This is a genomic window from Rhodococcus sp. DT1, assembly GCF_049844875.1.
GTDB lineage: Bacteria > Actinomycetota > Actinomycetes > Mycobacteriales > Mycobacteriaceae > Rhodococcus.
Map to the genome: position 1 here is coordinate 1 of NZ_JBNCLW010000017.1, position 360 is coordinate 360.

Consider the following 360-nt stretch of genomic DNA (forward strand, 5'->3'; position numbering starts at 1 on the left):
CGTGCGGGCGGGCGGCGCCTATGTGCCGATCGATCCGGATCAGCCTGCCGAGCGTAATGGTTTCATTGTGGAGTCGGTGTCGCCGGTGTTGGTGGTGTCGACGTCGCGGGACGGGTTCGAGCTTCCCGAGTCCGAGTTCGGGTCCGGGTCGGTTCCGGTGGTGTCGATCGACACTCTGGATCTTTCGGGCGTTGCGGCCGGTCCGGTGTCGGATGCGGAGCGGATTTCGCCGTTGCGGCCGTCGAATACGGCGTATGTGATTTTCACGTCGGGGTCGACGGGCCGGCCGAAGGGTGTGGCGGTGTCGCATGGTTCGGTGGTCAATCAGGTGTCGTGGTTGGTAGCCGAGTACGGGCTGTC

Annotated in this window: 1 protein-coding gene; it reads left to right on the plus strand. The window is 65.0% G+C overall.

Translation table 11 applies throughout. From position 1 onward, the window contains the following. Positions 1–360, plus strand: a 360-nt coding sequence (locus ACLQ3J_RS20930; protein ID WP_425904302.1) for an AMP-binding protein, incomplete at both ends; no start/stop codon positions are given.